Raw genomic sequence first — 23,616 nt, forward strand, 5'->3', positions numbered from 1 at the left:
CGACGACGTAAACTGCGGCTGCCCCTGCCTGCCCGAGCCCAAGGAGATATTATGGCGGCCGTGCTGTTTACCATAGAACCGCTGTGCGATGCACTCGAGCACAACACCCTGTTGCTCACTGCCAACAACCGTCAACGCAACCAAATTTTACGCGCCTACCACGAATTTCAGCAAACTGAAAAATCCAGCTGGCGCCAGCCGCGGATTTTTAGCCTGCGCCAATGGATCGAGCAGCAGTGGCAAGCCCTGTTATTGGGCGGGCATACAGAGATAACCGGCACCATAGCCAACAACTGGCAAAGCCTTGCTCTGTGGGAGCAAGTTATCGAGAGCAGCAGCGCCAGTCGCCTGCTGCGCCAGCGCGAACTTGCAAGTACCGCCGAAGCGGCGCGTAAAAACCTGGACGCCTGGCGCTGCCCCGAAGCCGAGCTTGCCGCGGCTTGCGCCCATCACCCAAACGGTGAGACCTACAGAGCCTGGCTTGGTGAATACCGCGCGGCACTGCAGCGCAACCAATTAGTCAGTGAAGAACACGCCCAGGAGCTACTGCGCCAGGCGTTTACCGCTAACGAGCTACCCACCGAGAACAACGCCCTACTCTATGGCTTTGACGATATTTCGCCGCTGGCCGAGTCGCTCCTCAGCGCGGCCCTACCAAGCGCGACGCGCGTGGCCACACAGCAACACGCTCACAGCCACCCAGTGCGAATCGCCCTTAGTGATCATGACAGTGAATTGCGCGCGGCGGCCCACTGGGCCGACACCATACTCGCCAGTGATCCAGCAGCGGTGATCGGTATCGTCGTGCCCGAGCTTGGCCAGCAGCGCCAGAGCGTCGAGCGGATATTTAAGGAGGTTTTTGAACCTTTAGCTTGCCAACCCGGTAAAGAGCGCACCGTAGCGCCCTTTAATTTTTCCAGCGGTACGCCCTTGGGGGCAGCTGTGGTGATTCGTACCGCGCTCGACTGGCTTGCCTTTACCCTGCAGGCGCAGCCCGTTGAGCGAGTGTGCCGTTTGCTCAACAATCGCTTTTGGGGCGACGCCGCACCAGAGCGTTTACTGCGCGCCGCCGCGAGCAAAAAGATCCGCCGTAGCGGTCGGCAAAAACTCACCGTGGCCAATCTCCGCTATGTGCTTGAGGGGCTTACCCAGCAACACCCTGAACTGGAGTCCGAGCTATCGCGCCGGCTGCAAATCGCCAGCGAGCTTGAGCGTGACCGCCAGCAAAAACACAGCCTTAACCACTGGCTGGAACGGGTTATGGTTCACTTAGAACAACTCGGCTGGCCTGGCACCCGAGCACTCGACAGCATAGAGTATCAACAGATTAAACAGTGGTACGGGCTGCAACAGGAGCTGGCGAGCCTCACCCAGATACAGCCAACCTTTACCTTGTACGAAGTCACTGACCTGCTGCGCCGCAGCGCCGATAAAACTCACTTTCAGGCACAGACGCCCGACTCTCCTATCCAGATTTTGGGCGCGCTTGAAGCCTCGGGCCTGAACTTTAGTCACTGCTGGGTACTCGGCATGAATCATCGCGCCTGGCCGCCGGCACCATCACCTAACCCGCTTTTACCCATAGCGCTTCAGCGTGAGTGGCAAATGCCAAATTCCAGTGCCGAGCGCGAGCTCATCTACGCCGAGCGCCTGACCGAGAACTTTAAACACTGCGCGCAACAGGTGGTGTTTAGCCACGCATCACACCAGGATGATCAACCGTTTAATCCCAGTAGTTTAATTGCCTCTTTGCCGCTCAGCTCACTTCAAGAACTGAACATTGCCGGTGAGTCGCCAAGCATTCGTTATTACCGGCAGTTGGCAAACTCGGCATCACTCGAAGCGGTCGATTGCCGGTATGGCCCGAGCTTAACTAACCCCGAGGTGCGCGGCGGTGCCGGCCTCTTTAAAGCTCAGGCGGCCTGCCCTTTCATTGCCTTTGCGCGCTACCGCTTAGGCGCTACTGGTACCGATGACCCGACACTGGGGTTCTCGGCCATCGAGCGTGGCAACGTGCTACACGAAGCGCTGGCTTTTATCTGGCAAAAGCTCGATAACGCCGACACCTTGCACCAGCTAGCCCCTTTGGCCCTCGAGGCACTTATTGGCGACGCTTGCAATGAAGCGGTAAACAATACCGGCCGCAGCCGCGGCGCTGAAATCGGGGCCACCTTCCGCCAACTGGAGATTGAACGCTTACAACAGCTGATTAGTCTTTGGTTAGCACTCGAGCGCGAGCGCGAGCCCTTTTCGGTGCAGTCTATCGAGTCCGGTCACACACTGAAGTTTGAAGGTTTAGAGCTAACGGTCCGGGTCGACCGCATCGATAGGCTGGCGAGTGGCCAGCCGCTAATCATCGACTACAAAACCGGTCAGGTTAAACCTTCCAGCTGGCGTACCGACAGTTTTACCGAACCCCAACTGCCCCTATACGCCTGCACCCTGGCCGACGATGGAGCGCAGGCCATCGCCTTTGCCCAAATCAACGCCAGCGATCAGTGTTTTGCCGGGCTCGGCACAGGTACCGCGATTACGGGTATCAAAGACATTCCCGAGGAGCAATGGCAACAACAACTGGAAGACTGGCGCCAGCGGCTGGCAGAGCTTGCCTGTGAGTTTCGCGAAGGCTGGGCCACGGTCGATTATCAAGGTAACCAGGCGCGTTTATTCGACGCCGAGTTTGAAGGTTTAACCCGTGCCGATGAACAGACCGAGCTAAGCCAATGGCTGAGACAACAGGAGGGTGGCCAATGAACGACCCAATCGCATCCACCCAGCCCCGTGACGCCGGTGTGCGCGCCCTGGCGCTCGAGCCCGCGCAATCGTTTGCCGTGGCGGCGCCGGCCGGCTCTGGTAAAACCGGCCTGCTGACCCACCGCATCCTTAAACTGCTGCTCACCGTTGACGCCCCTGAGGAAGTGCTTGCCATTACCTTTACCAATAAGGCGGCGAGTGAAATGCAAGAGCGTTTACTGGCAGCACTTGAGCGGGCCTGTGATGACGAGCCGCCCGGCAGCGAGCATGAACTCGCCCTGTGGCATAGCGCCCGGGCGGTGATCCAGCGCGACCAGCAACTTAACTGGCGCCTGCTGCATAACCCCAACCGTTTGCGGGTGCAAACCATCGACGGCCTGTGCCGCTCGATCGCTTCGCAGTTGCCGTTTGACAGTGAGTTGGGGGCCATTCCTCCGACTCTGGACGACGCCGAAGCCGCTTACCGTGATGCGGCGCAGACTTTTATCCAGTCAATTGAGCGCGACTGTGACTACCGCGACGATTTAATACACCTGTGCCGCCACCTCGACAATAATTTAACGGGGTTACAGGCGTTGTTCGTCGCCCTGCTGCAAAAGCGCGAACAGTGGCTAGGGCCGGTCTTTTTAGCGTCCAGTGCCGAGGCGCGTCGTTTTCTCGAGGCGACGCTTGCACAAGTGGCCAGCGAGCACCTTGCGCGTCTAACGCGGATCCTACAGCCTGTCGCCAGCGAGCTTTGCCTGTTAATAGACGCCAGCGCCACTTACCTGGCCGAGCACAAACCGGACAACCCACTGACGCAACTGCAGGGAATAACCAGCCTGCCCGAGGCCGATTCGGCGGCGCTATCGCAATGGCTGTTAATCGCGGATTTTTTGCTAACAGGCAAAGGCGAGTGGCGTAAAAGTGTCACAGTCGCACAGGGCTTTGCCAGCGGCAAAGCCGGCAAACCACTCAAGGATCGATATCAGGAGTTGATAGCGCAGCTCACCCTCGCCCCGGATGCCTTACAGCTTGTCAATGAACTGCGAACGCTGCCACCGGCGCGCTACAGTGAGGCCGAGTGGCAGCTGCTGGCCTGCCTAACGCGCCTGCTGCCGCAGTTGGCGGCGCAGCTGTGGCTTAGCTTTGCCGAGCTGGGAGCCACCGACTTCACCCAAGTGACACTGGCGGCATTGCAGGCGCTGGGCGACAGTGACGATCCGTCGGACTTAGCGCTTAAACTCGACTACCAAATCAAACATATTTTGGTGGACGAGTTTCAGGACACCTCGTTACCGCAACTGCAATTGCTGGAAAAACTCACCGCCGGATGGCAGAGCAACGATGGCCGCACCCTGTTTATTGTCGGCGACGGCATGCAGTCATGTTACGGCTTTCGCAACGCCAACGTCGGGCTATTTTTGCAAGCTAGGCAGCAGGGCATTGGACAGGTGGCACTGAATGCTGTCGACCTCGAGGTAAATTTTCGCTCTTATGGCGGCGTTGTAGACTGGGTTAACCGGGTGTTTCAGGACGCCTTTCCGGCGTCCGACGATATTTCCCGGGGCGCGGTCAGCTACACCCCCTCCTGCGCCTTTAAACCCCCGCAAGAGGCTCCGGCCGTGGAGGTTTACCTAAGCACAGCCTCGCCCAAGGCAGAGCTGGAAAACCCGGGCGCGCGCGATTTGGATGCGGCCCGCCTGCACGAAGCCCGCGCGGCGGTAGAGCTGGTGCGTCAGGCACAAGTGCGCAACCCACAAGGCAGTATTGCGATATTGGGGCGCGGCCGCAGCCACTTGCAGCAAATTATCAGCGAGTTAAGCCGCGCCGACATCCCCTTTCAGGCAAACGCTATCGACTCACTCGCAAGCCGCATGGTGATACGCGACTTAACCACCCTCACCCGTGCGCTGTTGCGCCCGGACGACCGCATTGCCTGGTTGGCGCTTTTACGCACCCCCTGGTGCGGCCTGGACTTGCACGATCTACACGCTCTGACTCATGCGCTTGATCCGACGCCGGGGCCGCGGGATACCTGGGAGCTGCCCTTTATTTGGCAGCAGCTTCGCAGCCCCGACGCCGCCGCGTTACTCAGCGCAAACGGCCAGCACGCCCTTAACCGCTTAACCCATATCATCGAGCAGGCGCTAAACAGCGCCGGCCGCTTGAGCTTACGCGAATGGCTTTGGGGAGTATGGCTCGAGCTTGGAGGCCCCGCGGCCCTGTTAAACGACTCCGACCACGAGGATGCGCAAGCTTTCTTCAAACTGCTGGATAAGTTTGATTGTGGCGGCGCCATTGAGGATTGGGCGGGGCTCGAGCGAGGCCTGAAACAACTGTATGCCGCCCCCATGAGCCTCGAGTCGGAAGCGCAAGCGGTGCCACCGGTACAGATCATGACGCTGCACAAATCCAAAGGGCTGGAGTTTGACACTGTGATCATTCCGGGACTCGATCGCCCGACCCAGTCCGATGGCAAATCACTGTTGCTGTGGCGGGAGCGTTTATCGGCCGCAGGCGAGCCGCAACTGCTGCTGGGCCCTCTGGCACCCGCCGGCGAAGACCACGGGGCACTCTACCAGCATCTTAAATATGAGCAGCGGCAACAGGACTCTTACGAGGCAACACGCCTGCTTTACGTCGGCTGCACCCGCGCCATCGAGCGGCTGTATTTACTCGGCTGCACCACACAAAAACAAGAGCAAAGCCTCGCCGAAACTTCTCCCGGCGGCATGCTGAAAGAGATTTGGCCGCAAGTGGCAAGCTCAGCCCAAAGTGTGACCGAGCTGGTAAACAATGAAGCTCAGGCGAGCCAGCAAGAGACTCACGCCCGCGGCTATATTCGTCGCCTGTCGGCCAACTGGCAGGCGCCACCGGCGCAAGACAACCCGCGCCTGGCACATTTGCGCGGCCGTGTGCGCACCGAAGAAGACAATATCCCCCCCCGGGAGGCGCGCGACCAGGCGATCGCGAGGCACACAGGGACGGTTATCCATATGGTATTTGACGCTTTGACACAGCAACCACTGCCAGCGGATACCGAGCACTACTGCCGCACCCAGGCGCCGCGCTGGAGGCTGTTACTACAGCAGCATGGCGTGGGGCACGATCGTGTGGACGATGCACTCGCCCGGGTGCAGCGGGCCATCCGGGCGACACTCGGCAGCACCGTGGGCCGCTGGGTGCTGGCACAGCATCCGCAAGCGGCCAGCGAGGCGGGTTACATAACCGGACGGGGCGGCGCTTTTCGGCAGCACATTATTGATCGCACTTTTGTCGCCGACGGCCGGCGCTGGATTATTGATTACAAAAGCTCCGAGCCCACCGACGCACAGCGCCCGGAAAGCTTTGCCGAGCAGTTGATTGCGGAGTATCGCGAGCAGCTGGAGCGCTACCGGAGCCTGTTTGAGCACGATCCCCTACCCGTAACGATGGCGCTTTACTGCCCATTTCTGCCCGAAGAGGATCAACTGCTAGAAATCCCCACGCGTTAAAAACAAAGGATTTAGCCTCGCTATGGCTGCAATAACAAAAAACATCGGCAACAGCCCCAAAAAGGTGAGAAGTTTCAGTACAATAGCCGCTCATAACCAGAAACGGGTGTAAAGAGCCCGATTAACGACCACATATTTAATGACTGGAACGCTGATGTCTAATGCAACGCAAGATGCTGCCGTCGACGATTTAAACGTCGTCTCGCAAGAGCTGCTGATCTCACCGGCAGAACTCAAACGCGAGTTGCCGTTAAGCGACAATGCTCGGCAGGTGATTACCAAAGGCCGCGAAACCATTCGCAATATCCTCGATCGCAAAGATCACCGTATCTTTGTGGTGATCGGCCCCTGCTCTATTCACGATGTAGAGGCGGCCAAAGATTATGCCGCGCGCCTTAAAAAGCTCGCCGACGAAGTCAGTGACACTATCTATGTGGTTATGCGTGTTTATTTTGAAAAGCCACGCACCACGGTTGGCTGGAAGGGCCTGATTAACGACCCCTACCTAAATGACTCTTTTAAGATTCAGGAAGGGCTACACATCGGCCGCAAGCTACTGCTCGATATCTCCGAGCTGGGCCTGCCCACTGCTACCGAAGCGCTCGACCCGATTTCGCCGCAGTACCTGCACGATCTGATCAGCTGGTCGGCCATCGGCGCCCGCACCACCGAATCGCAAACCCACCGCGAGATGGCCAGCGGCCTGTCGTCGGCCGTTGGCTTTAAAAACGGCACCGATGGCGGCCTGACCGTGGCGATCAACGCTTTGCAGTCGGTTTCCAAGCCTCACCGTTTTCTGGGTATTAATACCGAGGGGCAAGTGTCCATCGTACGCACCCGCGGCAACAGCTACGGCCATGTTGTACTGCGCGGCGGCAACGGCAAACCCAACTACGACTCTGTCAGTGTCGCTATGTGTGAAGAGGAGCTGGAAAAAGCGAAAGTCACCCCGAACATCATGGTGGACTGCAGCCACGCCAACTCCAATAAAGACCACAACCTGCAACCGCTGGTTATGGAAAATGTCGCCAATCAGATCGTCGAGGGCAATAAATCGATTATCGGCCTGATGGTAGAGAGCAACATCGGCGCGGGCAACCAGAGCATCCCCGAAGATTTAAGCATGCTGGAGTACGGCGTATCGGTGACTGATGCCTGTATCGATTGGGCCAGCACCGAAAAAGCCCTGCGCGACATGCGAGATAAAATTAAATCCGTGTTGCCTAGCCGTAACGGTTAATCACGGCTGGCAGCTCGCCCACAAAAAAGCCTCGCAATGATGTTGCGAGGCTTTTTTGTGGGCGGCTTTTAAAATGCGTCGCCTAGTAATCCCACGCTATGCCTAAGTTGAGCGCGTAATCATCCGCCTCTGGAATAATGCCGTCTTCATCGGCCTGGGGGTTAGAGGTTCGGTTCCACTCGTAGGTTAGGGTCAGCTCTAAGCGGTCAGTTAAATCAACGTCAACGCCCGTCTCGATAAAATGCTTATAGCTGCCGGTGGCCTCGTTGGTAAACTGCGCCTGATAACTCAAGGAGTAAGTGATATCGCTGGTGATGTCATACTCTAGTTTAGTATCGCCCAGCAGTGCCGGAGTCTCCTCGGTACGATCTGAGCCCACCGGAGCCGTTGTGTACTCCTGATACTGATAGCCCGGACCGCCACTGATGGTCCAGGTCACACGTTGACTATCGGCGATGTAATAACCAAAAAACACACCCACGGTTCCCCGGTGCTCAATGTTTTGAAAGCGATCCCGGTAGTACTCGAGATAAGTCGGGGTCCAATAGGTGCGGGCGGTAATAAAGATGTCGTAGCGGCCATTGGCCCGGTGGCTTTCCTCGGTGCGCACCCCCTGAACCTCAGTTGTGCCCGAGTCATAGGTAAAATTAAAACGCGAACGCGCAGAGCGCCGGGTTAAATCGATATCTGTGTCAAACGAGCGCTCATCGACATTACCGCTTTTAACACTGCCGGAAAACCCCGCATGAAACTGCCACAGGTCTAATTCACGTTCGCCGCTGGCCGACATAGAGACAATGTCACTTCTCTTGTACTGGCTTTTTACGGGCCCGGCAAAGGCTAAGGTGTCTTTGTCTATTCTCACCGGGCCTATTACGGTGTCATTTGACTCCAGACGAATGCTCATGCTCTGGGACGACAACACACGGGCAATATCTTCCCAGTCGATGCTAAGCTCATCGAGCTGGTCGGAATCAAAGTCAAATACTTGGTCGTAGAGACCGATAATTTCGCCTTTTAACCACTCACCCGAGGTAAATTGAATCCAGTCCCAGCCGTCCAGATACTCGGGTTCGGCGGGCCATTTACTGGGCTCTTTTTTCTTGCTGGGCACTAAGGTTTCAGCGGCGGGAGCATCCGTGGCCTTGATCGGCTTACTAGCGGGCACGGCTTGCTGCGCGAAGATGGCGCCTGAAAAAAAGGTAAAAATTAGCAGGGTTGCAATAAGCGATGCTGAATGCAGGAGCGAAGTGTTAAGCGCGAGCCGGGCCGGCGTTATGGGCCGTTGTCTTGGGCAGTTTTCCATTGCCAGTCCTTAACACGTATAAAGAGTGCGAGCCTGCGCGGTTACCCCGCAGGCTCGCTACCACATCAATAATAGGCCTGGGTGCGATCGGTATGGTCGGTGATGTCCCGAATACCTTTAAGCTCAGGCAACTTATCCATTAAAGCTACCTCGACCCCATTTTTCAAGGTCATATCCACAGCGCTACAACCCTGACAACCGCCGCCAAAACGCAAAATGGCAAAGCCATCGTCGGTAATCTCGACCAGACTTACCTCACCACCGTGAGCGGCAAGCCCCGGGTTCACCTCGTTATAAAGTACGTAATTAATACGATCTTCAAGGGGGCTATCATCGGTCACCTGAGGCATTTTAGAGTTAGGCGCACGTATCGTCAGCTGCCCCCCCATGCGGTCGGCGGCGTAATCAACTTTGGCGTCTTTTAAATACGGCAGGCTACGCTCTTCAAAATAAGCGTTAAATGACTCGAGCTCGAGCGTCACATCACCCTCTTTTACCTCTCCTGGCCGGCAGTAGGCAATACAGGTTTCAGCCTGGGGCGTGCCCGGGTTTGCGACAAACATACGAATGCCAATATCGGCGTTATCGTCTTGTTTGTCGAGCAGCTCGCTAAGGTAGGTTTGGGCGGACGGGGTAATTTCTACATTGGCCATATCGGTATGTGCTACACCTTTGTATACCTGATTAATTTACTCAAGTATTTTACCCCATATGGCCTTCAAATAAAAACACCCGCCCGCCAAACAGCGGTAAAGGCAAGACCACAGCCTAGAAATTACACAAAGTTAATCATCTAAGTGTTTGTTTTTATTTTCTTTGTTCTGACGATCAGGCACCTCGTCGTCCAGCTCGTGTCGGCCACGCTGCATGGCGTCACTAAAAGCCGCCGCCATAATACCTGTGGGCATGGCAACCAGGGCCACACTGGCAAGGGCCGCGAGCCCCGCCAAGAGCCGCCCCATTTGCGTCACCGGATAAACATCACCATAACCGACGGTCGTAAAGGTAATGACAGCCCACCACATGGCACGCGGAATACTGCCAAAAGCTTCAGGTTGGGCGTCTTTTTCAACCAGATAAAGCAAAATGGATGCAAACATAATCACAGTGGCCGCAAGCACCATGCTAATAGACAGCTCGTAACGCCGGGAAATTAGCGCGTCTGCTAGATAGCGCACCGATCTGGAAAGTTTACCGAATTGCGCCAAACGGGCGATGCGCAGCAGTCGAATAAAGCGCAGCATAAGTGTCTGGGCACCCAACACTCCAAACAGCAACGGCAATACCGCCACCAGGTCAATCAAAGCCGCCGGAGTGATCAAGTAGCGCAGGCGCCCCAGTACCGGGCTGCGATAGCGGCGATCTTCAACACACACCCACGCACGGATGACATACTCAACAATAAAAGCCGCACTAAAAAACAGCTCAAGCACCCGAATAACGCGTTCTTCACCGCTAGAGATGCTCGGCTCGGTCTCCAGTATCGCCCCGACAAACGACAATAAAATGAGTGTGCAAATTATCCAGTTGGTCGGTGACAGGCCATACCCCCAGGCAGCGGGCTCTAGCTGTAAGTACAGACGATGGCGAAGTGGGTGTTTAAGCATGCGCGTCCTCAATACACATCGTTGTTGTCTATAAGCGGCATCAAAACGGGCACGGCGACCGACCAACCACGCGAGCGCCGTCATCCGGACTGGCAAACTCCAGCTCCTGAGCGTGCAACAACAGGCGCGGGGCCGCATTTTGGATGACCTCCGGAGCGTAGAATTGGCAGCCCAAAATCGGGTGACCAATAGCGCTGAGGTGAACTCGCAGCTGGTGTGAGCGCCCTGTCACCGGCATTAGCACCAGCCGGCTAGTGTCGGTTGCGGCGTCGTAGCTAACCACGCGGTAGCGCGTTAACGAGGGCTTGCCATTTTTTTCGCATACTTTATAGCGCGGGCGCCGCTCTTTATCCGGGGCGATCGCCATAGCAATCTCGCCATGGGGGGCGGATAACTGGCCTGACACTATCGCGATATACATTTTACGTGTCGTACGCTGCTCAAACTGGCGGGAGATAGCGGCGTGCGCGCGCTTGTGCCGAGCTACCACCATAATCCCAGAGGTATCAAAATCCAGCCGGTGGACCATGGATGCATGTGGATACTCCAGCTGGATGCGCCCCAGTACGCAGTCGTAATTGGCCCGGTTACGCCCCGGCACACTCAGCAGTCCAGCCGGCTTTGCCAGCAGCACAAACCCCTCCTCCTCACGCACAATATCCACCGGTTCGTGACACTTGGGCAACACCACCAAACCTTCGCTTGAGTTATTCATAAACATTGACCAATCAGGGGCAAAAGCGGTTAGTATAAGGCCAGACACGTCGGAAGGTAACAGTGGGCTACGCTTTCAGAATCAATCAGAAACAAAGGTTTACTTGTCAGGCCTGCGGTTACCAACAAGGGTTATCTTCATGAGCGACCAAAATAACGAACCCCAAAAGCCCACCAATAAAGCGAACATCCTGCAAATTATCGGTAGTACTCTGGCCGCGGCTGTGGGGGTGCAAAGCAATCGAAATCGCGAGCGTGACTTCAGCGGCAACAACTTAGCCGCTTATGTAGTGGCAGGTCTTATATTTACAGGGGTATTTGTCGCGGGGCTTATTTTCTGGGTACAGCACTTACTGGCTAACTCGTGACGGACACCCGGGCTTACCGGGATTAATCTAAGCTCCGCCACACGGTGGCGGTCTCGACACCCCCTGCCCGCAGCAACTTTTGCAAGTTACCCTTAAAGGCTCTTACTTCGGTAGCAGGTAAATGGCTTAAAAAATTGCTCTGATGCTGGCGCGCCGCCGCATCGATGGCGGTCATTTTGTCGCTGCCCACCGCCGTAAGCGAGACCCGAATGCTGCGCCGGTCTCCGTCATCGTGATCTCTGACCACCAGGCCTTTATCGGCAAGTCGATCCAGCAGGCGGGTAATTGCCGAGCGGTCGACCCCCAGGCATTCCGCCAAAGCAGCCGGCGTCTGGGCCTGCCGATGGTGCAGGCAGTTTAGCGCCATCCATTGAGGCCAACTGACCCCGGCGTCTTTTAAAGCGGCGTTAAAACTTTCACGCATCACACTTGCCAGACGGCTAATCCAGTAGGTGTAGCTGCCATGCAGCTCAAAGTTGTGCGGCATAAACCACCCAAGTCTAGTAAGCACTCAGCAAAAGGCAACCGCCGCAACACACTCTGGCTGTCGCGCAAGGCATATCGATAGAGTTCGACCCCGGGCACAGCCGGAGCCGCCAATCAGGCAACTAGTGTTGACCCGACGCTATTTTGCACTCATCAATAGGCGCTGTTACCGCCATAGGAATAAAGCTTTAGCCTAACCGCGGGCTGCGTGGCCGAGTCTTTTAATGCGAACGCGGGGCCAGATTACTGACCACTGATCCAGAAAATACAGGTTGCAACAAAGATCGCCACCAGTGAGACGGCCGCAATGGCATCCGCTACGCTATCGCCTTGATCTTGCATTTCGATTTGATCGTTCATTATTTTTATTCTCCCGCAAAGGTTGCTGTTAGCACCTTAACTCTTTTTGGTCATGATTTGTGGAGCGCACGTCAGACCGATAAGAAATCAGCCCTCAATCGTGCCGGCTGCCCCGTTAGCGCGAAAGCCAACGCGAGCAAACAGCGATCCCTGCGTTACCGTTACCAAATGGGTCATTCTCTTATACCGGAAACAACCAAATGTCGCAACCCCCCACCCTCTTTTTATAACCAAATGATGTTTCGTTAGACATAACAATTCGTTTGCAAGCGGACGCAGAGTTGTTAATGTGCCGGCCTTGGCCCGCGCATCTCGCGATATTCAGCGATTTCGTGTATCCTTGCGCGCCTGCCAGATCTGAGGATTGACCTCACATTCTCTCTACGTAGACGGTAAACGATTTATGTATATTTACGACGAGTATGATCACGCAATTTTAAAGCAGCGTGTCGCCCAGTTTCGGGATCAGACCGAACGTTATTTAGAGGGCTCGTTAACAGAACAGCAATTTCTGCCGCTGCGCTTGCAAAACGGCCTGTACATTCAGCGCCTGGCGCCCATGCTGCGCATCAACGTCCCTTACGGCATGCTTAACACCACGCAATTGCGTCGTTTGGCCCGCATCGCACGCGATTACGACAAGGGCTATTGCCACGTCAGTACGCGCCAAAACATCCAGTACAACTGGCCCGCCCTCGAGCAGGTGCCGGATATCCTGCATGAGCTGGCCGAAGTAGAAATGCACGGCACCCAGTCGAGCGGCAACTGTATCCGCAACATAACCTCCGATCAGTTTGCCGGTATTGCCCCCGACGAAATAGTCGACCCACGCCCCTACTGCGAGATTATTCGCCAGTGGTCGAGCTTTCACCCGGAATTTGCCTTCTTACCACGCAAGTTCAAGATCGCCATCTCGGGCTCCGAGAGTGATCGCGCCGCCATCGCGGTACACGACATCGGCTTGCAGCTGGTTAAGAATGACGCAGGCGAGATTGGCTTTAAAGTTCTGGTGGGTGGCGGCCTGGGCCGAACCCCCGTTATCGGCAGCGTAATTCGCGAATTCTTACCCGAAGCGCATATTTTGACCTACCTCGAAGCTATTTTGCGGGTTTACAACCTGCACGGTCGCCGGGACAACAAGTACAAAGCTCGCATCAAGATATTAGTGCGCGCTATGAAGCCGGAAGTGTTTGCCGAGGCGGTAGAAAAAGAGTGGGCCCACTTAAAAGACGCCCCTAGCACCTTGCGCGCCGAAGACATTACCCGCGCAAAAGGCTTTTTTACCGAGCCGGCCTACGAAGCTCTGGACGACAGCGCCGCGCAAACCCAGCTCGACAGCGAAAAAGCTGACAATATCGCCTTTAGCAAATGGCTGGAGCGCAACGTACGCGCCCACCGCGTACCTGGCTACGCCGCCGTAACGCTGTCACTGAAGCCTACCGGCATTGCCCCGGGCGACGTCACTGACACCCAACTTGAAACCATCGCCGAGCTGGCTGATCAGTACAGCTTTAGCGAAGTTCGCACAACCCACGAGCAAAATATCGTACTCGCAGACGTTAAAAAGTCCGAGCTTTTTGCCCTGTGGCAAGCCGCCAAATCGGCCGGCTTTGCCACGCCCAACATCGGCACCTTAACCGACATTATCTGCTGTCCCGGTGGCGACTTTTGCTCGCTGGCGAATGCCAAATCGATCCCTATTGCCGAGGCCATTCAGCGTCAGTTTAGCGACCTGGATTACGTCTACGACTTAGGTGAGCTGGATCTCAACATCTCGGGCTGCATGAACGCCTGCGGCCACCACCACGTGGGTCATATTGGGGTGCTTGGTGTGGACAAAAAAGGCGAAGAATTTTACCAGGTAATGCTGGGCGGTAACGCCGGCAACAGCACATCACTGGCAAAAGTGCTTGGCCCGGCTTTTGACGCCGAGCAGATGCCCGCCGTCGTGCAAAATGTCGTTAACGTTTATCTCGAAAACCGCACCGAAGAAGAGTTGTTTATCGACACCTACAACCGCATTGGTATCTCGCCATTTAAGGAGCGCGTCTATGCAAAAGCTAGTTAAAGATGGCGTCATTATCGAAAACCAATGGCACATAATGCCCAAACCAGAAGCGGATCAGACCGCCGAGGTACCGGCCGGCCCCACCATCGTTCCGCTTAGCGTATGGCTTGAGCAGCAAGATACCCTGCAGCAGCGCGACGACATTGGTGTGTGGCTCGACAGTGACGAACTCGCCGAGCAGATTGGTGATCAAGCCAATAAGCTACCCTTAATTGCCGTTAACTTTCCGGGCTTTATGGATGGCCGTGCGTTCTCGATTGCTCGCTTATTGCGCGAGCGTTTTGGTTTCACGGGCGAGTTGCGCGCCATTGGCGATTTTATGCGCGATCAGCTGTGCTATTTGAGCCGCTGTGGCGTCAATGCGTTTCAGTTTGCCAGCGACGACATTAACCTTGAAGAAGCTAAAAAGTCACTGAACGACTTTACCGAGTTTTATCAGGCCGGCGTCGACCAGCCGATACCGCTTTTTAGACGTCGCACCGCATAGCACACCCATAAAAAAAGCCCCAAAAATGGGGCTTTTTTTATGCTCAAAACATTGTACTACCAGCTTTACTTAAGCGGTTTCGGCGGGGCCGCTGTGAAACCGAAACTCGCTGTCTACCTCTTGCACCAAGCGCTTTTCTCGCTCCAAAAACAACATCACCCGGTCGTCTATTGAGTCGTTGCCGGCGGATTTTTGTGCGAGCTTTAAGTAGTCTTTAAAGTGACGCGCCTCGGACTTTAGCAGCGATAGATAAAATTTTTGCAGCTCATCGTCTAAATGTGGTGCCAGTTTCGCAAAACGCTCGCAAGATCTCGCCTCGATAATCGCGCCCACGATAAGCGTATCCACTAGTCGGGCCGGCTCATGGGTGCGCACGGGTTTACGCAGCTCAGCGGCATAACGGGCCGCATTAATTTGCTCGTAGGCAATACCGCGGCTCTGCATAATGGCTATCACCTGCTCGAAGTGGCGCAGCTCCTCGCGTGCCAGACGCGACATTTTATTAAGCAGCTCAAAGTCGTCCACATACCGATACATTAAGTTCAATGCGGTGGAGGCCGCCTTTTTTTCGCAATTGGCGTGATCGAGCAGCAATAGCTCGGGGTTAGCCAGTGCGCCGGCAATCCAGGAGTCCGGTGTCTCGCACAGTAAAAAGTCGTTTATTGCCTGTAAATCATTCATAAAATGCCTGCTTACTCCGCTAACCCCGGAGCAATGTAACGCTCATAATAAGCACAAGAGAGCGCGTAAAAGTCTTTATCGATATCATCACGAATGGTGGTGAGCGGGCAATCGCGCCACTCTCGCCGCAGGCCAAGACCATAATCGGCCAGGCAAGTGATTTGACTGGCGCCAGCGCGAAGCAAATCAAACACCCAGCACTGGGGCGACTGCTCGGGCTTAAACTGAATTTGCTGATGCTCAATTTGTGCCAACAACAATGCCCGATCCAACACTTCGATACGGTTATCTACTACCTGCGTGAGGTAGCTCTCTAGGCGCTGAGCGATAATGCGACGCTGACTTTCAGTGTAGCCATTCCAGTGAATTACTTCATGGGTAAAACGTTTGCAACCACGGCACACGCTATCGCCTATGCCAGTTGAGCAAATGCCAACGCAGGGTGTTTTTACGGGTTTAAAAGCAACCATCAGAGTCCGGCCGATAAAATCAGGGGGCTATTTTACACGGTAAAACAGGTTTAGGTAGGCACGCGGCCAACTAATGGCCGCGTTATTAAAAGCAATATTGATTAATAAGGCAGCCCGGCCACATCCAACTGAATCGACCAAAGTGCGCCGGCCCCCGTGAGGTATAAGGTTTTACCGTCTTGTCCACCAAATGCGCCGTTGGTCACATTGGCATCGACGTTAATAACAGCGAGCTCTTCACCCTCAGGTGAAACCACCCGAACCCGACGCTCGGTATGCTCGGTCACGTAAATATTGCCGAGACAATCAATGGCCATACCGTCGGGCACAGCAACATCGGCCAGTAGTGTTTTACCGGGGCCGGGGGCCCCGTCCTGCAGCTGATAGGCCCGTACAAAACCTTCACTGCCACCCCCGGCCACATAGAGCGTTTGCTCATCCGGCGACAGTGAGACGCCGTTGGGGTTGGCAATGCTGTCATCTACCACACTGACCCGCCCCTGTGCATCGACCCGATAAACACGAGTCGCGTCCTGCCCGCCGGGGGCGGCCGCTCGCTGAAAATCCGGGTCCGTAAAGTAAATGTCACCCGTGCTACTCATGGTTAAGTCGTTGGGAGAATTAAAAACATGGCCTTCGTACTCACCGGCCAAAACGTCGTGCTCGCCTGAGGGCAGCAGGTACCGGACCACCGCCTTGTACTTGTGAGCGCCGGCGATCAACTGGCCTTGATTGTCGAGTGCTAAACCGTTGGTGCCGGTATCTGCCGCCGCCACTGAGACATCGCGCCCATCAAAACCCATAATGCTCGAGGGAAAGCCCTGCTCAAACCCAAAACGAGAAAAATATAAATGGCCATCACGCCACACCGGCCCTTCATATAAGCCCGGCTCACTAAAGCTTGCCTCATCAATCCGACTGGCCTTGAGCGTACCTGTTGGCGCCCGGTAGTGATCACCTGAACAATACTGATCGGCGCGAACCGCTGGTGACGTGCCCTCTTTGGCAGGCTGAGATTGAGTGCAGGCCGAGACGGCCAAAACAAGCGTTAAGGTACTGGTTATTTTTTTCATGAAGGCCCCGTGACTGGGTACTGATGTGACTCAGAACTGATTGTGAATAAACCATAGTAATGGGTGTTTTCTGCCATCTTAGCAGAAATGATTGCGTTACCACAGCAATCAAATGCCACCCTAGCCAAGCCTCGGCAGTTAACAGTTGGGCCTCTATGATGTATAATTCGCGCCCGATTCGCCCCGTTGGGCACCTCATCCATGTGGGTCATGGATAGCCTCCAAAGCAGCGATCCTGCTAGCGGAGTACATCAATTAAAATCAGAGGATCACAATCGTGCTTGAAGCCTACCGCAAACATGTTGCAGAACGCGCTGCAGAAGGAGTTCCACCTAAACCGTTAAACGCTGAACAAGTTGCAGGACTTGTTGAGCTATTAAAAAGCCCGCCCGCGGGTGAAGAGGATTTTCTGCTAGAGCTGATCACTGACCGTGTTCCTCCAGGCGTAGACGAAGCCGCCTACGTTAAAGCGGCGTTTTTGAGCGCGCTGGTAGACGGCGAAGCTCAGTCACCTCTGATTGACAGAGCTCACGCCGTTAAACTGCTGGGCATGATGCACGGCGGCTACAACATCGAAACATTGGTTAAGTTGCTCGATGACAGCGAGCTAGCGCCACTGGCGGCCAGCGAATTAAAGCACACCCTGCTGATGTTTGACGCCTTCCACGACGTGGAAGAAAAAGCCAAAGCCGGCAACGATATTGCCAAAGAAGTCGTGCAATCCTGGGCCGATGCCGAGTGGTTTACCGGCCGTAAAAAAGTGCCCGAGAGCATTAAGCTAACCGTATTTAAAGTCACCGGTGAAACTAACACCGATGACTTGTCTCCCGCTCAGGATGCCTGGTCACGCCCCGACATCCCGCTGCATGCCCGCGCCATGTACAAAAATAGCCGCGAAGGCATTACCCCCGAAGAAGAAGGTAATGTTGGCCCCATCAAGCAAATCGATGAACTGCTGGCAAAAGGCAATCCGCTCGCGTTTGTCGGCGATGTAGTCGGCACCGGCTCCTCACGTAAATCAGCCACCAACTCGGTTTTGTGGTACATCGGCGAAGACATCCCGGGTGTACCCAACAAGCGCACCGGCGGCGTGTGCATTGGCGGCAAAGTAGCCCCGATTTTTTACAACACCATGGAAGACGCCGGCGCACTGGTTTTTGAGGCCCCGGTCGACGATCTGAACATGGGCGATGTGATTGAAGTACGCCCTTACGAAGGTAAGATTCTGAACGCCGACAGCGGCGATGTTATCTGCGAATTTGGCCTTAAATCCGACGTATTGCTGGATGAAGTGCAAGCTGGCGGGCGTATTCCGCTGATCGTTGGTCGCGGCTTGACCACTAAAGCGCGCACCTCACTGGGCCTTGATGCCGGCGACATGTTCCGCCTGCCCGAGCAGCCAGCCGACTCTGGCAAGGGCTATACCCTTGCACAAAAAATGGTCGGTAAAGCCTGCGGCACTACCGGCGTCCGCCCGGGCACCTACTGCGAGCCACAAATGACCACTGTGGGTTCGCAAGACACCACGGGCCCAATGACGCGCGACGAACTGAAAGATCTGGCTTGCCTCGGCTTCTCGGCCGACTTAACCATGCAGTCTTTCTGTCACACCGCGGCTTACCCCAAGCCCGTCGACATTGAAACTCAGCACACCCTGCCCGACTTTATTATGAACCGCGGCGGTGTATCTTTACGCCCGGCTGACGGCATCATTCACAGCTGGCTTAACCGCATGCTGCTGCCTGACACCGTAGGTACCGGTGGCGACTCACACACCCGCTTCCCGCTGGGCATCTCGTTCCCAGCCGGTTCTGGTCTGGTGGCATTTGCCGCGGCCACCGGTGTTATGCCACTGGATATGCCAGAGTCGGTACTGGTGCGTTTTAAAGGCGAAATGCAGCCGGGTATCACACTGCGTGACCTGGTTAATGCGATCCCGCTGTACGCCATTAAAGATGGCCTGCTAACCGTCGACAAAAAAGGCAAAAAGAACATCTTTTCTGGTCGCATCCTGGAGGTAGAAGGCCTACCCAACCTTAAAGTTGAGCAAGCCTTTGAGATTTCTGATGCATCTGCCGAGCGCTCGGCCGCTGGCTGTACCATTAAGCTTGGCGAAGAGCCCATCATTGAGTACCTGAAGTCAAACATCGTTATGCTGCGCTGGATGATCGAGCAGGGTTACGGTGATGTGCGCACCCTGGAACGCCGCGCTCAAAAGATGGAAGACTGGCTCGCCAACCCAGAGCTGATGGAAGCCGACGCCGACGCCGAGTACGCCGCGGTAATCGACATTGACCTGGCCGACATCAAAGAACCTATTTTGGCCTGCCCGAACGACCCGGACGATGTAAAAACCCTCGCCGAGGTTCAGGACACAAAAATCGACGAAGTGTTTATCGGCTCGTGCATGACCAACATCGGTCACTTCCGCGCCGCCGGTAAATTGCTGGATGCCTCTAAAGATGAGCTGGCAACCCGCCTGTGGATTGCACCGCCCACCAAAATGGACGAGCACCAATTGATGGAGGAAGGCTACTTCAACATCTTTGGCCGCAAAGGTGCGCGCACCGAGATGCCCGGCTGCTCTTTGTGTATGGGCAACCAGGCGCGGGTAGCACCTGGCTCCACAGTGGTTTCTACCTCGACCCGTAACTTCCCCAACCGTTTGGGTCAAGGTGCCAACGTGTACCTGGCCTCAGCTGAGCTTGCAGCGGTAGCGGCAATTATCGGTAAGATCCCGAACAAAGAAGAGTATTTAAGCTACACCAACGACCTCAACAGTATGAGCGCGGACATTTACCGCTACCTCAACTTTAACGAGATCGAGCAATACCAAAAAGCCGCTGACGAAGGCAAGCGCATTGCCGCGGTAGAAATTCAAAACGTGGCGGTTTAACCCAGCTAAGTTTTGAGCAAAAAGCCCGCCTTTTGGTGGGCTTTTTTGTATCTATAACCTTAAGGACGCAGCATCATGAGCCAACAACCCAGCATTCTCATTACCGGCTGCTCCACCGGTATCGGTTATTACTGTGCTAAATCGTTGCAGCGCGATGGCTGGAAGGTGATTGCCAGCTGCCGCCAAAGTGACGACGTGTCGCGGCTGCAAAACGAAGGCTTAACCTGCATCCAACTTGATGTAGCCAGCTCCCAAAGCATCAAAGACGGACTAAAAAAAACACTCGAGCTTACCGGCGGGACACTGGATGCGCTGTTTAATAATGGTGCCTATGGCCAACCGGGAGCGGTTGAAGATTTAACCCGCGACACGCTACAAAAGCAGTTTGATACCAACTTTTTTGGCTGGTGCGAGTTAACCAATGCCGTCATTAAAGTGATGCACCAACAAGACGCCGGCCGCATCGTGCACAACAGCTCAGTGCTCGGCTTTGCAGCCATGCCCTTTCGCGGCGCCTACAACGCCAGCAAGTTTGCCCTGGAAGGAATTACAGACACACTGCGTCTGGAGCTTGCCGACACCAACATATCCGTCTCGCTAATCGAGCCCGGGCCTATTCGCAGTGAGTTTCGCGCCAATGCGCTGCGTGCCCTAGACAGCAATATCGACATCAACAGCAGCCGCTTTGGCTTTCAGTACGCCTCGGCCATTGCCAGGCTGAGTAAGCCCGGCCCCGCCTCACGCTTTACCCTAGAGCCGGAGGCAGTCTATAAAAAGCTGAGACACGCGTTAACGGCCAAAAAGCCCAAACCGCGCTATTATGTAACCTTTCCGACCCACCTTATGGGCGCCTTAAAGCGAATTTTAAGCACCCGAGCCATGGATAACATACTGGGCCGCATAAAAAGTTAGGAGCAATAAAACATGCAATACAAAAAAATCAGCCTTCCGGCCAATAAGTCGATCGCACTGGTGGCACACGACAATAAAAAGCCCGACATCGTCCGCTGGTGTGAAAAGCACCGGGACGATTTAGCCAACCACAAGCTGTATGCGACCGGCACGACTGGCACTGTGATTAACAAGGCTACGGGGCTCGAGATTGAGCGTCTTATTAGCGGCCCACTAGGGGGAGATCAACAAGTCGGCTCGCTTATTACCGAAGGAAAAGTGGATTTTCTGATCTTTTTTTGGGACCCGTTTGAGCCTATGCCGCATGACCCGGATGTGAAAGCGCTATTACGTATTGCGGCGGTCTGGAATATTCCCGTGGCCTGCAACCCTATCAGCGCCGACTTTATGGTTGCCTCGCCACTCTTTAATGGGGAGTTTGAGCGCTATGTTCCCGACTATGAAGGTTATATGAAAGCGCGCGCTAGTCTGGATTAATCAAAAGCCACACCTGTGCCATTTAAAAAGCCCGCATTGCTGTGCAATGCGGGCTTTTTCTGGCTCACCACACAGCGTTTAGTGGCTTAACTCAAGCAGCAGCTTATTGAGGCGCTGAACATAAGCCGCCGGGTCGCTCAAGTGACTACCTTCGGCGAGGTTTGCCTGATCGAACAGCACTTTACTCAAATCCACAAAGCGGTCTTCGTCCTGCTCCTGATCCAGCTTTTGCACCAGCGGGTGATCGGGGTTAACCTCAAAGATTGGTTTAGACTCTGGCACAGCCTGACCGGCCGACTCGAGCAGGCGACGCATCTGTGCACCCATCTCGTGCTCTGGCACCACAACACAGGCTGGCGAATCTGTAAGGCGGTGCGTTAAGCGAACCTCGGCCACCTCATCACCCAGAGCAGTTTTAACACGCTCCAACAAAGGTTTGAGGGCTTCGGCGACTTTTTCTTGCGCCTCTTTGTCTTCGGCGGTATCAAGCTCACCCAAATCAAGCTCGCCTTTACCGACGTCCTGCAAGCTCTTACCGTCGAACTCAGCCAGGTGGCTCATTAGCCACTCGTCTACACGATCTGACAGTAGCAACACCTCAATGCCCTTTTTACGGAACACTTCGAGGTGGGGGCTGTTTTTCGCCGTATTGTGGTTTTCGGCGGCGATGTAATAGATTTTATCTTGCCCTTCCTGCATGCGAGACACATACGCCTCGAGCGACTGATCTTGAGTCGGTGTGTTGTTTAAGGTGGTCGCAAACCGCAGCAGCTTGGCGATTTTTTCGCGGTTAGCGAAGTCTTCGGCCGGCCCCTCTTTTAGCACTTCGCCAAACTCATTCCAGAAACTGGCATATTCTTCTGGCTTGTTTTTAGCAAGCTTACCCAGCATATCCAGTACACGCTTGGTTAATGCTGAGCGCATGCTGTCGATATTAGGGTCTTTTTGCAAAATCTCACGCGATACGTTCAGGGAGAGATCATTTGAATCAACCACGCCCTTAATAAAACGCAAATACAAAGGCAAAAACTGTTCGGCGTCATCCATAATAAAGGTGCGTTGCACGTACAGTTTTAAGCCGCGGGCACCTTCGCGGTTGTACAAATCAAACGGTGCTTTCGCGGGCACATACAACAAGCTTGTGTAATCCAGGTTACCTTCTACCCGATTATGGCTCCAGGTCAAAGGGTCGGCAAAGTCATGACTCACATGCTTATAAAACTCTTTGTACTCATCCTCACTCACCTCTGAGCGCGAGCGGGTCCACAGCGCTTTAGCCGTGTTTACCACTTCGTCTTCCGGCGCTGGAGGTTCTTGACCTTCTTCGGCAGGCGCCTCCTGCTTTTGCATAACGACCGGAATGGCAATGTGATCGGAGTATTTTTTAATGATAGAGCGCAGACGATAGTCGTCCGCAAATTCTGTGGCGTCGTCTTTCAGGTGCAGCTCAATGCTGGTCCCGCGCTCTGCCCGCTCGATGGTTTCAATATCGAACTCAGCTTCGCCATCACACTCCCAGCGAACGCCTTGATCTAGCGGCGCACCCGCTTTACGCGTAGTCACCACCACTTTATCGGCAACAATAAATGAAGAGTAAAAGCCAACCCCAAACTGACCAATCAATTGGGCGTCTTTTTTCTCGTCGCCGGTCAAGTTTTGCACAAAGGCGGCAGTGCCAGACTTGGCAATAGTACCTAAGTTCTCGATGACGTCGTCGCGGCTCATGCCAACGCCATTGTCGCTAATGGTGATGATTTTGGCGTCTTTATCGACACTAACACGCACTTTAAGGTCGCTGTCGCCCTCATACAGGCTGTCATCTTTTACCGCTGCAAAGCGTAGCTTGTCGGCGGCATCGGATGCATTAGATACCAGCTCACGGAGGAAGATCTCGCGATTGGAGTAAAGCGAGTGAATCATCAGGTGCAAAAGCTGCTTAGCTTCGGTCTGAAAGCCCCGGGTTTCTTTTTGCGCTTCGACGGTCATGGGTTACGACTCCTGTATACAAAATAACCAGCCGCATCTACGGGCGGCGATGTTCAGTTCAGGTTCAGTAACTTGGGGCTATTCTAGGGTTTTCAAGCCAGACACCAGAAATTTTCAAGCCGGACGGCGCCTCGGTTACGGCGACAAGATCTAGCCAGGTGCTTGATTAAACGAGGAAAATTGGTACGACCGAGTGGACTCGAACCACCGACCCCTACCATGTCAAGGTAGTGCTCTAACCAACTGAGCTACGGT

The 23,616-nt window shown here is 54.9% G+C and carries 18 protein-coding genes; 9 read left to right on the forward strand and 9 right to left on the reverse strand.

Annotation, left to right across the window (positions count from 1 at the left end):
- Positions 1-51 precede the first annotated feature (51 nt).
- From AAC019_RS07335 to AAC019_RS07345, 3 genes are all read left to right on the forward strand, one after another.
- Positions 52-2,754: a PD-(D/E)XK nuclease family protein gene (locus AAC019_RS07335; protein WP_339897990.1), complete on the forward strand. Its 2,703-nt coding sequence runs from the start codon at positions 52-54 to the stop codon at positions 2,752-2,754.
- Complete coding sequence (locus AAC019_RS07340; RefSeq protein WP_339897991.1) at positions 2,751-6,230, forward strand: UvrD-helicase domain-containing protein; 3,480 nt, start codon at positions 2,751-2,753, stop codon at positions 6,228-6,230. Before AAC019_RS07335 ends, AAC019_RS07340 begins: the two co-directional genes overlap by 4 nt.
- A 154-nt stretch (positions 6,231-6,384) precedes the next feature.
- A complete protein-coding gene (locus AAC019_RS07345) occupies positions 6,385-7,470 on the forward strand; it encodes a 3-deoxy-7-phosphoheptulonate synthase (RefSeq protein ID WP_339897992.1) in 1,086 nt (361 codons plus the stop codon).
- 82 nt (positions 7,471-7,552) lie between these two features.
- Here the strand turns inward: AAC019_RS07345 and AAC019_RS07350 are convergent, their stop codons facing one another.
- From AAC019_RS07350 to AAC019_RS07365, 4 genes are all read right to left on the reverse strand, one after another.
- Positions 7,553-8,638, reverse strand: coding sequence for a DUF481 domain-containing protein (locus AAC019_RS07350; RefSeq protein WP_339897993.1), 1,086 nt, complete (start codon positions 8,636-8,638; stop codon positions 7,553-7,555).
- A gap of 203 nt (positions 8,639-8,841) precedes the next feature.
- A complete protein-coding gene (gene nfuA, locus AAC019_RS07355; protein ID WP_339897994.1) occupies positions 8,842-9,429 on the reverse strand; it encodes a Fe-S biogenesis protein NfuA in 588 nt (195 codons plus the stop codon).
- 132 nt (positions 9,430-9,561) lie between these two features.
- Entirely contained in the window at positions 9,562-10,383 is an 822-nt protein-coding gene (locus tag AAC019_RS07360) for an ion transporter (RefSeq protein ID WP_339897995.1), read from the reverse strand.
- A 40-nt stretch (positions 10,384-10,423) separates the two neighbouring features.
- Positions 10,424-11,098, reverse strand: a complete 675-nt coding sequence (locus AAC019_RS07365; protein WP_339897996.1) for an RluA family pseudouridine synthase — start codon at positions 11,096-11,098, stop codon at positions 10,424-10,426.
- 139 nt (positions 11,099-11,237) lie between these two features.
- Between AAC019_RS07365 and AAC019_RS07370 the strand changes: the two genes are divergently transcribed.
- Positions 11,238-11,465, forward strand: coding sequence for a DUF2970 domain-containing protein (locus AAC019_RS07370; protein WP_339897997.1), 228 nt, complete (start codon positions 11,238-11,240; stop codon positions 11,463-11,465).
- Positions 11,466-11,487: 22 nt separating this feature from the next.
- Here AAC019_RS07370 and AAC019_RS07375 read toward each other — a convergent pair whose 3' ends face one another.
- Positions 11,488-11,952, reverse strand: coding sequence for a MarR family transcriptional regulator (locus tag AAC019_RS07375; protein WP_339897998.1), 465 nt, complete (start codon positions 11,950-11,952; stop codon positions 11,488-11,490).
- A gap of 762 nt (positions 11,953-12,714) precedes the next feature.
- On the opposite strand from AAC019_RS07375, the gene AAC019_RS07380 reads away from it, so the two are divergent.
- Complete coding sequence (locus AAC019_RS07380; RefSeq protein ID WP_339897999.1) at positions 12,715-14,379, forward strand: nitrite/sulfite reductase; 1,665 nt, start codon at positions 12,715-12,717, stop codon at positions 14,377-14,379.
- Positions 14,363-14,866, forward strand: coding sequence for a DUF934 domain-containing protein (locus AAC019_RS07385; RefSeq protein WP_339898000.1), 504 nt, complete (start codon positions 14,363-14,365; stop codon positions 14,864-14,866). Before AAC019_RS07380 ends, AAC019_RS07385 begins: the two co-directional genes overlap by 17 nt.
- Positions 14,867-14,935: 69 nt before the next feature.
- On the opposite strand, the gene miaE is transcribed toward AAC019_RS07385, so the two are convergent.
- From miaE to AAC019_RS07400, 3 genes are all read right to left on the reverse strand, one after another.
- On the reverse strand, positions 14,936-15,547 hold the full coding sequence (gene miaE / locus AAC019_RS07390) for a tRNA isopentenyl-2-thiomethyl-A-37 hydroxylase MiaE (RefSeq protein ID WP_339898001.1): 612 nt from the start codon (positions 15,545-15,547) through the stop codon (positions 14,936-14,938).
- A gap of 11 nt (positions 15,548-15,558) precedes the next feature.
- A complete protein-coding gene (locus AAC019_RS07395; protein WP_339898002.1) occupies positions 15,559-16,017 on the reverse strand; it encodes a DUF1289 domain-containing protein in 459 nt (152 codons plus the stop codon).
- Positions 16,018-16,118: 101 nt separating this feature from the next.
- Positions 16,119-17,090: an SMP-30/gluconolactonase/LRE family protein gene (locus AAC019_RS07400; protein ID WP_339898003.1), complete on the reverse strand. Its 972-nt coding sequence runs from the start codon at positions 17,088-17,090 to the stop codon at positions 16,119-16,121.
- A 277-nt stretch (positions 17,091-17,367) separates the two neighbouring features.
- Here AAC019_RS07400 and acnB point away from each other — a divergent pair, with 277 nt between their 5' ends.
- The 3 genes from acnB (at position 17,368) to AAC019_RS07415 (ending at position 21,375) form a co-directional block, all read left to right on the forward strand.
- Positions 17,368-19,986, forward strand: a complete 2,619-nt coding sequence (gene acnB / locus AAC019_RS07405) for a bifunctional aconitate hydratase 2/2-methylisocitrate dehydratase (protein WP_339898004.1) — start codon at positions 17,368-17,370, stop codon at positions 19,984-19,986.
- A 75-nt stretch (positions 19,987-20,061) separates the two neighbouring features.
- Positions 20,062-20,898: an SDR family oxidoreductase gene (locus tag AAC019_RS07410; RefSeq protein WP_339898005.1), complete on the forward strand. Its 837-nt coding sequence runs from the start codon at positions 20,062-20,064 to the stop codon at positions 20,896-20,898.
- A gap of 12 nt (positions 20,899-20,910) precedes the next feature.
- Complete coding sequence (locus AAC019_RS07415) at positions 20,911-21,375, forward strand: methylglyoxal synthase (RefSeq protein ID WP_339898006.1); 465 nt, start codon at positions 20,911-20,913, stop codon at positions 21,373-21,375.
- Positions 21,376-21,453: 78 nt separating this feature from the next.
- Here the strand turns inward: AAC019_RS07415 and htpG are convergent, their stop codons facing one another.
- Complete coding sequence (htpG, locus tag AAC019_RS07420) at positions 21,454-23,361, reverse strand: molecular chaperone HtpG (protein ID WP_339898007.1); 1,908 nt, start codon at positions 23,359-23,361, stop codon at positions 21,454-21,456.
- Positions 23,362-23,616 lie beyond the last annotated feature (255 nt).

Origin of the sequence: uncultured Gilvimarinus sp., assembly GCF_963975215.1 — a bacterium.
In the GTDB taxonomy this organism is placed as follows: domain Bacteria; phylum Pseudomonadota; class Gammaproteobacteria; order Pseudomonadales; family Cellvibrionaceae; genus Gilvimarinus.